The 8,659-nt window shown below is 66.1% G+C and carries 8 protein-coding genes; 4 read left to right on the top strand and 4 right to left on the bottom strand.

Annotation, left to right across the window (positions count from 1 at the left end; translation table 11 throughout):
* Positions 1 to 131 precede the first annotated feature (131 nt).
* The 3 genes from htpG to greB all read right to left on the bottom strand — a co-directional run bounded on the left by htpG (position 132) and on the right by greB (position 4,617).
* Positions 132 to 2,066, bottom strand: coding sequence for a molecular chaperone HtpG (gene htpG / locus TBU01S_RS22000; protein WP_068639631.1), 1,935 nt, complete (start codon positions 2,064 to 2,066; stop codon positions 132 to 134).
* A 92-nt stretch (positions 2,067 to 2,158) separates the two neighbouring features.
* Positions 2,159 to 3,790 carry a methyl-accepting chemotaxis protein gene (locus tag TBU01S_RS21995; RefSeq protein WP_068639630.1) on the bottom strand — a complete coding sequence of 544 codons (1,632 nt, stop codon included), beginning with the start codon at positions 3,788 to 3,790 and terminating at the stop codon, positions 2,159 to 2,161.
* A gap of 272 nt (positions 3,791 to 4,062) precedes the next feature.
* Positions 4,063 to 4,617, bottom strand: coding sequence for a transcription elongation factor GreB (gene greB / locus TBU01S_RS21990; protein WP_068639629.1), 555 nt, complete (start codon positions 4,615 to 4,617; stop codon positions 4,063 to 4,065).
* A gap of 169 nt (positions 4,618 to 4,786) precedes the next feature.
* Between greB and TBU01S_RS21985 the strand changes: the two genes are divergently transcribed.
* The 3 genes from TBU01S_RS21985 (at position 4,787) to TBU01S_RS21975 (ending at position 6,718) form a co-directional block, all read left to right on the top strand.
* Positions 4,787 to 5,002: a YdcH family protein gene (locus TBU01S_RS21985; RefSeq protein ID WP_068639628.1), complete on the top strand. Its 216-nt coding sequence runs from the start codon at positions 4,787 to 4,789 to the stop codon at positions 5,000 to 5,002.
* Positions 5,003 to 5,048: 46 nt separating this feature from the next.
* Positions 5,049 to 5,843: an alpha/beta fold hydrolase gene (locus TBU01S_RS21980; protein ID WP_068639627.1), complete on the top strand. Its 795-nt coding sequence runs from the start codon at positions 5,049 to 5,051 to the stop codon at positions 5,841 to 5,843.
* 68 nt (positions 5,844 to 5,911) lie between these two features.
* Positions 5,912 to 6,718: a DUF2189 domain-containing protein gene (locus TBU01S_RS21975; RefSeq protein ID WP_068639626.1), complete on the top strand. Its 807-nt coding sequence runs from the start codon at positions 5,912 to 5,914 to the stop codon at positions 6,716 to 6,718.
* A 30-nt stretch (positions 6,719 to 6,748) separates the two neighbouring features.
* Here the strand turns inward: TBU01S_RS21975 and TBU01S_RS21970 are convergent, their stop codons facing one another.
* Entirely contained in the window at positions 6,749 to 7,603 is an 855-nt protein-coding gene (locus TBU01S_RS21970) for an endonuclease/exonuclease/phosphatase family protein (protein WP_068639625.1), read from the bottom strand.
* Between the two features lie 141 nt (positions 7,604 to 7,744).
* On the opposite strand from TBU01S_RS21970, the gene TBU01S_RS21965 reads away from it, so the two are divergent.
* Positions 7,745 to 8,599, top strand: coding sequence for an HDOD domain-containing protein (locus tag TBU01S_RS21965; RefSeq protein ID WP_068639624.1), 855 nt, complete (start codon positions 7,745 to 7,747; stop codon positions 8,597 to 8,599).
* Positions 8,600 to 8,659: the final 60 nt, after the last annotated feature.

The following is an 8,659-nucleotide window of genomic DNA, read 5'->3' as shown; positions in this document are numbered from 1 at the left end:
AATAAGCGCATAACATCCTTTTGTCACCACCACCTACGAATCAAGCTTAGACGCGTCCATACGTGTCCGAAAAAAAGCGGCGAGGCCCAAACCCCGCCGCTTCTGCATTCAGCCTTGACTCGTAGCCGAGATCAGTTGCCGCTCATCGCCATCATCAACTGGTTGATGCGCTTGACAAAGGTCGCCGGGTCGTCGAGCGTGCCGCCTTCGGCCAGCAGCGCCTGGTCGAACAGCACCGCGGCCCAGTCGTCGAAGTTCTTGTCTTCGTACTGCAGCCGCAGCACCGCCGGATGGCTGGGGTTGATTTCCAGGATCGGCTTCGACACCGGTGCCTCCTGGCCGGCCGCCTTCAGGATGCGGGCCAGGTTCATGCCCAGGTCGTGCTCGTCGGCCACCAGGCAGGCGGGCGAATCGGTCAGGCGCAGCGTCACCTTCACGTCCTTGACGCGCTCGCCCAGGCTCGCCTTCATCCGGTCGAGCAGGTCCTTGAACTCGTCGGCGGCCTTCTCGGCTTCCTTCTTCTCGGCCTCGTCTTCCAGCGCGCCCAGGTCCAGGCCGCCCTTGGCCACCGACACCAGTGGCTTGCCGTCGAACTCGCTCAGGTTGCCCGTCACCCATTCATCGACGCGGTCGGACAGCAGCAGCACTTCGACGCCCTTCTTGCGGAAGACTTCCAGGTGCGGGCTGTTCTTGGCGGCGTTGAAGGTCTCGGCGGTAACGTAGTAGATCTTGTCCTGGCCTTCCTTCATGCGGCCGATGTAGTCGGCGAGCGACACCACTTCGTCGGCGCTATCGAGCTGGGTCGAGGCGAAGCGCAGCAGGCCGGCGATCTTCTCCTTGTTGGCGAAGTCCTCGCCCACGCCTTCCTTCAGCACCTTGCCGAAGGCCTTCCAGAAGATGGCGTACTTCTCCTTGTCCGCTTCGTCCTCGCTGTTGGCGAGGCTTTCGAGCATGGTCAGCACCTTCTTGGTGCAGCCGGCGCGGATGGTGTCGATGTCCTTGGATTCCTGCAGGATCTCGCGCGACACGTTGAGCGGCAGGTCGGCCGAATCGACCACGCCGCGGATGAAGCGCAGGTAGGTCGGCATCAGCTTCTCGGCGTCGTCCATGATGAAGACGCGCTTCACGTACAGCTTGATGCCGTGGCGGGCGTTGCGGTCCCACAGGTCGAAGGGCGCGTTCTTCGGCACGTAGAGCAGGTTGGTGTATTCGTGGCGGCCTTCGACGCGCGAATGGGTCCACGCCAGCGGCTCGTCGAAATCGTGCGCGACGTGCTTGTAGAAGGCTTTGTACTCGTCGTCGGTGATGTCGTTCTTCGACCGGCTCCACAGTGCGCTGGCCTGGTTGACCGTCTCGTCCTCGTCGGTCGGCACCTGCTTGCTCTGCTCTTCGTTCCATTCCTCCTTCTTCATCACGATCGGTTGCACGATGTGGTCGGAGTACTTGCGGATCAGGCTCTTGAGCTTCCACGACGACAGCAGGTCGTCCTGGCCTTCGCGCAGGTGCAGGGTGATCTCGGTGCCGCGGCCGGGCTTGTCGATCTGCTCGACGGTGTAGGCGCCGGCTTCGTCGCCGGCCATCGAGCATTCCCACTTGACGCCTTCGCCGGCGGGCAGGCCGGCGCGGCGGGTCAGCACGGTGACGCGGTCGGCGACGAGGAAGGCGGAATAGAAGCCGACGCCGAACTGGCCGATCAGGTTGGCGTCCTTTTGCTGGTCGCCGGTGAGCTTGCCGAAGAATTCGCGCGTGCCCGACTTGGCGATGGTGCCGAGGTGGGCGATGGCTTCGTCGCGGCTCATGCCGATGCCGTTGTCGGCGATGGTGATGGTCTTGGCTTCGGCGTCGAAACCGATGCGGATCTTCAGTTCGGAGTCGTTCTCATACAGCGCGCCATTGTCGAGCGCCTCGAAACGCAGCTTGTCGCAGGCGTCCGATGCGTTCGAGACCAGCTCGCGCAGGAAGATCTCGCGGTTGGAATACAGCGAATGGATCATCAGGTGAAGCAGTTGCTTCACCTCGGCCTGAAAGTTGAGGGTCTGGGAGGTGGCAGTTTGCGCTTCGGACATCTTGCTGAGGCTCCGTCTGGGTTGTTCGGACGCAGCCTCAAATGGGGATGGGCAGACCGGATTTCAAGTCTGCCCGGGATTCGCGCGGCGGATCACACCTTGAATCGCCCCACCAGTTCGCTCAGGCCGGCAGACAGCTTCTCCAGTTGCTCGACGGCCGCCACTGCCGAACGCATCGACACGTTGGTACCCTCGACCATCTGCGCGATCTGTTCGACCTCCTGCGCGATCGCCGTCGCCGCCGCGCGCTGCTCGGCCGTGGCCCCGGCCACGCTGCGGATCTGCTCCAGGGCTTCGACCGCCCCGGCGGCGATCTCGCGCAAGGAGCCCGTCACATCGAGTACCAGCGCCATGCCGCTCCCCACCTGCGCCGAGACACGCGACATCGCGTCCACCGTGCCATGCGTCTCGGTCTGGATGCCGGCGATGTCCTGCTCGATCTGCACCGTCGCGGTGCTGGTGCGCTCGGCCAGCTTGCGCACCTCGTCGGCCACCACCGCAAAGCCGCGGCCCTGCTCGCCGGCGCGCGCGGCCTCGATCGCCGCGTTCAGCGCCAGCAGGTTGGTCTGCGCCGCGATCTCCTTGATCACGCCGGCGATGGCCCCCACTTCGTCGGCACGCTTGACCAGTTGCTGGATTCTTCCCGTGGCTTCCTCCACGGTCCCGGCAATCACCTCCATCTCGCCTGCGGCACGCTCCGCCTTCGCCGCCCCCTGGTTCGCCAGTTCGGCGGAATGGGCCGAATTGCGCTCGGCGCCCATTGCGTTCTCGGTGATTTGCCCGATGCTGACAGTCATCTCCTCGATCGCCGCGGCAATCGACGCCGTCGCATCGGTCTGGCTTTCGGACGCCTTCGACACTGCGCGCGACACTTCCGAAATCTCGTGCGAACGGTCCGCCACCTGCCGCGCACTCTGGGTGATCTCGCCCATCATGTGGCGCAGCCTGCCCAGCATCGAGGACAGGGAACCTAGCAGGCTGTCGCCTCCGCCCTTCACCGCGACATCCACGCACAGGTCGCCGCCGGAGGCCTTGCGCATGATCTCGCTCGCATACGCCGGCTCGCCGCCGAGCTGGTCCGTCACGCTGTGGACGACGCGCCACGAGACGACGACCAGCAGCGCCAGCACGGCCGCCGCGATGCTGCCGATGCGCAGCATCGCGGCATTGAACGCGTCGTCGATGTCATCGACGTAAACGCCCGTCCCCACGATCCAGTCCCAGGGCTTGAACATCTTCACGTAGGAGACCTTGGGCTGGGGCACATCCGAACCCGGGCGCGGCCATAGATAGTCGACGGCGCCTTCGCCGGACTCGGTCGCCACGCGCACAAACTCGCGGAACATGTATTTGCCGGCGGCATCGCGCTGCTCACTCATGCTCTTCCCTTCCATCTCGGGACGAATCGGGTGGATGACGACCACCGTCGCGCTGTCGTTGACCCAGAAATACTCGTTGCCCTCGTAGCGCAGTTCCTTGAGTGCCGCCTTCGCCGCACGCTGCGCCTGGTCGCGGCTCATGGCCTGCGACTGCTCCAGCCCATGGAAGTGGACCACGATACCGTGCGCCAGCTCGACCGCCCCCTTGACCGAGCGCTGGTAGCCCGCCTCCAGCGCGGCGCGCTCCTCGTACAAGGCATCCAGCACCAACACGACCAGACCCACAAGCGCAATCGCCAGCACCAGCATCAGCCGGCGTGCTACCGGTATCGACTTGAACGACATATTCCTTTCCCTCCGAATATCCGGCACCGACGGTACACCGCGGCACCACCATGACCTCGATCAGATTGCGGGCTTTCGCCCGCCTCCGTAAGCGGAAAAATCAAACTTCCACTGAAAACCGTCATCGAGGCATGGGTGACAGGCTGCGCAATACGCATCGGACATGGAAACAGGGCGCAGCGCAGCAGGCCAACGACCGCATTTTCGGCACTGCGCTGGAATCCTTGAGCCGGACTCGGGAAAAAAGCCGCATCGCCGCAGCGAACGCTCATTCAGACATAGCGAATCTCCACCACTTCGATCTCGCGCATGCCGGCCGGGCTCTGGAAACGCACCACGTCTCCCACCCGGGCCTTCAGCACCGCGCGCGCCAGCGGCGCGATCCAACTGATGCGGCCCCGCGCCGCGTCGGCTTCATCCACGCCGACGATCTGCCAGGTCTGTTCCTCGTCGGTATCGAGATCGCAGAACGTCACCGTCGCACCGAAGAACACCTGTTCGAGGTCCTGCTGCCGCTCCGGATCGACCACCTCGGCGTTTTCGATGCGCTTGATCAGGAAACGGATGCGGCGATCGATTTCGCGCAGCCGCTTCTTGCCGTAGATGTAGTCGCCGTTCTCCGAGCGATCGCCGTTGCCCGCCGCCCAGGCGACGGTCTCGACCAGCTTGGGCCGCTCGATGCGCACGAGCTGGTCGAGTTCGGCCCGCAGCGCGTCGTAGCCGCGCCGCGTCATGTAGTTCTTGCTGCCCGCCGGCAGGCGCAGCGCGGGCGCGAGTTGCTCCTCGTCGTCCTCACCGTCGCTTTCCTTCACGAACGCCTTGTTCACCTCGTCCTTCTCCCATGAAGCCGGCAAGCCGGGAATGATAATGAATTGTGCCGGCAGAGGCAGTCCGGCGGGGCGCACGGTTGTCAGCACACAGCCCTGCGCATACCATCGGCACAGCCTCTGCCCGGCCTTTCCCATCCTCCACCCATGCCCTTCCCGCGGATCGACCATGAGCGACGAAACTTTCGAAGATGTCACCAGCCTGCACCGCCGGCTTGACGAACTGCGCATCGAGCACCAGGATCTGGACGATGCGATCAATCGCCTGGCGCAGTTGCCGCTGGGCGACGAACTGATGCTGCGCCGGCTGAAGAAGCGCAAGCTGATCCTCAAGGATCGCATGAGTGCCATCGAACGCCTGCTGGAACCGGACGAGCGCGCCTGAAGCGTCGCCACATCCCGACTACCCCCTCCTGCCACACACATCGCCGATGAAAGAACTCGAACTCCAGGGCCAGCCCGTCGCGCTCCACGAAAACACGCCCGCCGCAGATTCGGATGCGCCGCCCTGGCTGCTCATCCACGGCGCAGGCCACGACCACGCGGTATGGAACGAAGTCGCCGCCGGACTCGCTGCGAACGGCGAACACGTGCTCATCCCCGATCTGCCCGGGCATGGCGGCTCCGGCGGCAGCCCGTTGCCCGACATCGACGCCATGGCCCGCTGGGTGCTCGCCCTCGCCGATGCGCTCGGACACGAGCGCATCCGGCTGTGCGGCCACAGCATGGGCTCGCTGGTCGCACTCGCCGCCGCCGGCCAGGCGCCGGCACGCGTCGACCGGCTCGCGCTGGTCGGCTGCAGCGTGCCGATGCCGGTTTCCCCCTTCCTGCTCGACGCCGCGCAGAACGAGCCCGAAAACGCCTTCGCGCTGATCAACAAGTTCTCGTTCGCGCCGGCCGAAGTCCTTGGCGAAAGCCGCCGTGCCGGACTCGAAGCGGCCAACCTGCAGCGCATGCACCAGCAAGGCGCACGCGTGCTCGCCAGCGACCTGAATGCCTGCAACGCCTGGCAGGACGGGCTGGCCGCCGCCACCCGGGTGAGCTGCCCCACTTTGCTGGTCAGCGGCGAATTCGACCGCATGACGCCTGCCGATGCGGTAAAACCCTTATCCGATTCGCTTGAAAAGATGGGCTGCAGCACGCGTATGATTGTGCTTGCCGGTGCCGGCCATTCCATGATGAACGAAGCACCCGACGGCCTGGTCGATGCTTTACGGGGAGCGTAGCCCACGCACGACAACACATATATATCGCGCCCCCGTCTCATCGCTGACGCCCCCGACAGGAGAGACACATGGCACGACAGAACGACCCCCTGCCCGCAGGTACGCAGGACGACCCCGCCCTTCCCTTTCCGGCCGTACGCGAGGTTTCGCTCGGCGCGCCGCTGCGCTGGATCGCCCGAGGTATCGACGACCTGAAGGCGTGCGCGATTCCGAGCCTGTTCTACGGTTTCTGCTTCGCCGGCATGGGCCTGCTGCTCACCATCACCCTTCGCCATGCCTACGAATACGTCGCGGCGCTGACGTCGGGCTTCCTGATCCTCGGCCCCTTCCTCGCCATGGGCCTGTACGAGATCAGCCGCCGCCGGGAACGCGGCGAAGCCTGCGAACTGCGGCCGACGCTCACCGTCTGGCGACGCAACGCGGGCAACATCGGCTTGTTCGCAGTGGTGCTGGGCGTCCTCTTCCTGCTGTGGGCCCGGGCCTCGATGGTCGTTTTCGCACTGTTCTACACCAACGAAATGCCCGACCTGTCGAGCTTCGTCAGCCAGCTGCTCCGCCTGGAGAACCTCGAATTCCTCGCAGCGTACTTCGGCGTCGGCATGCTCTTCGCCTTCCTTGCCTTTGCCGCCAGCGTCGTCGCCGTTCCGCTGATGCTGGACCGCAACCAGGACGCCATCAGTTCGATGCTGGCCAGCTTCTCGGCGCTGCTGCGCAATCCCGGCACGATGCTGGTATGGGCTTTCCTGATCGTGCTGCTGACGCTGTTCGGTTTCCTGCTCTTCCACGTCGGCCTGATCGTCATGATGCCCATCCTCGGCCATGCCACCTGGCATGCCTACCGCGATCTGATCGACCCTCGGCAGACGCCCGACTGAGCATGCCCTGCCGGCACGGCCGCGCGGAACTCAGTCCGCCAGCTCCAGCACCACCGGCTGGTGGTCCGAGGCCGCGGTTCCCGCCAGGACCTCGACCGCGCGCACGCGCGCAGCCAGATCGGCACTGACGAAGAAGAAGTCGCAGCAGAAGGCATGATCGGGCCAGTCCGCGCCGTGCAGGCCCACGCTCGGCGGGTGCGGCAGGCCGGGCCGGCAGAGCGGCCAGGCGTCGCACCATGCGGGCACGCCCTTGGCGATCGCCGCTTGCAGCGAGGCATGTTCCTCCGACCCCGGCTCGCAGTTGAAGTCGCCGCACAGGATCGCCGAAGCCGGACGCGGCCAGGCGGCAAAGCAGGCGCTGCCGCCATTCTTGGCCGGCGCCGGTGCGGCCGCATGCCCGGCGGCCTCGGCCTGCAGCGCACGCAGTGCGGCGATCTGCGCCCGGCGCTGCCGCTGCGAGTAGTACTCCAGATGCGTCGTCATGAAACGCAGCGGCCCGCGCTCGGTACCCACCACCGCTTCCACGCAGGCCCGCTGCATCGACGGCACGCTGTCATCTGCCGGCGCCGGCAGCATGTGGCGGAACACCTGCCCCACCGGCAGCCGCGACAGCAGCAGATTGCCGAACAGCGCCCGTCCGCCCCTGCGGCCCGGAACATCCACCGCCGCGCCGAACACCGGCGCATACCCTTCGAACGCGGCCGCAAGGAAGGCCACCTCATCCTCGCCCGCGCCGCCCGGCAGGCCATCGAAGTTGCGTGCGACCTCCTGCAGGCAGATCACGTCGAGCGGGCCCGCATCGCGGATCGCCGCCACGGTCCGCTCCAGATCGACCACGCCATCGGCGCCGCGGCCCCACTGTATGTTCCAGCTCAACGCTCTCATATCGCTACCTCATCGACATCGTCCGCGCCTCCTGGGCGCAAAGGGCGATTTTGCCCGCATACTTCCCCCGTGCAAGCCGTTCTTTGGCGCCTCATCGCCGGCAATCGCCGATAATGGCCGCTCGCATCACGGAGCCCCCCCATGCATTCAGCACAGGAACTCGCCAGCCAGATCGAAGCCCTCACCTCGCTGCCGACCGTCTATGAGCGTGTCCGCGAACAATTGGAGTCGCCCACCGGGTCGGTGTTCGAAGTCTCGCGCCTGGTGTCGGCCGACCCGGCGCTCACCGCGCGCCTGTTGCGACTGGTCAACAGCGCGATGTACGGCTACCGCGGCAAGGTCGACAACGTGGCGCAGGCCGTTCAGATCCTCGGCCTGCAACAGGTACACGACCTGGTGCTGGCGATGTCGCTGCATGCGGTCTTCGCCGGCATCCGCCCGGCCCGGCTGGACATGAAGCGCTTCTGGCGCGACAGCGTGCTGTGCGCCCTGGCATCGCGCACGATCACGCGACGCAGCGGGCGCCCCGGCCTGGAAAGGATGCTCGTCATCGGCCTGCTGGCCGACATCGGCCATCTGGTCATGTTCCAGACCACCCCGCTGCTCGCCGACACCGCCCGGCAGAGCGCGGTGCAGACGGGCGAGGCCCTGCATCTGGCCGAGCGCCGCATCGTCGGCTGCGACTTCGCCGAAGTGGGCGCGGCGCTGATGGACCAATGGCGGGTTCCGGGCGCCTTTGCCGGCGCCATCGGCACCCAGACCCTGCCGAAGCTGGGCGGCGAACACGCGGGCGACGCCGCCACGCTGAACCTGGCGCGCGCCATCGTCGAAGCCGACACGCTGGGCGAATCGAGCGCGCAGACGGCAGGGCGCGTCGATCCCGCGGTATGGAAACTGCTCGACATCGCCCCCGACGCAATCGCCCCGATCCGCGAGGAAGCCGAGCTCGATCTCGCCGCCTGGCTGGCGCTGTTCTTCCCGCCCCGGCCACACTGACAAGCGGCCCCGCCCGCGCCCCGACCGGGCAGCGCGGGCGGCTTCCAGCTACATCACAGC

The organism is Thauera butanivorans NBRC 103042 (genome assembly GCF_001591165.1).
Classification (GTDB): domain Bacteria; phylum Pseudomonadota; class Gammaproteobacteria; order Burkholderiales; family Rhodocyclaceae; genus Thauera; species Thauera butanivorans.
The sequence above is the reverse complement of the archived record's forward strand: the minus strand, read 5'-3'. Positions and strand labels throughout refer to the sequence as shown.